The following is a 405-nucleotide window of genomic DNA, read 5'->3' on the forward strand; positions in this document are numbered from 1 at the left end:
AACCGGGAGACCGTCCGCGATGAATCGACTTGGAACGACGGTCGCTTTTTATTCAGACGAGACCGTGGTCAGCTTCTGTTCACGGCTCGCCGTCGCCAACGGCGTCGCCAGCGTGCGCGAGTTCTGCTGGTACATAGGGATCGACTTTCAAAAGATACGAACTGGCGACGCCGTGGAGGTGGGCCGGCTCATGGCGCTAGCGGGTCTGAGTTCACACGTTGCGGAGAGACGATCTGTTCGTCGAGTTGATGCCCTATCTCCTGCCGAGGGTGAAACAATCTCCATACGTTCATTCTCCAGCGCGCGTCTCCGGTATTGCCCACGTTGCCTCCAGGAGGACGTCGCGAACGGAACCGGCCCGGAGGCTACTCGCCCATATGGGCGGGTACTATGGTGCGTCGGCTT

The 405-nt window shown here is 60.0% G+C and carries 1 protein-coding gene; it reads left to right on the plus strand.

What is annotated here, in order from left to right:
• Positions 1-19 precede the first annotated feature (19 nt).
• On the plus strand, positions 20-405 hold a 386-nt coding region (locus AF337_RS46620; protein WP_152971345.1), incomplete at its 3' end, for a TniQ family protein.

It is taken from the genome of Rhizobium ecuadorense (assembly GCF_001187535.1).
In the GTDB taxonomy this organism is placed as follows: domain Bacteria; phylum Pseudomonadota; class Alphaproteobacteria; order Rhizobiales; family Rhizobiaceae; genus Rhizobium; species Rhizobium ecuadorense.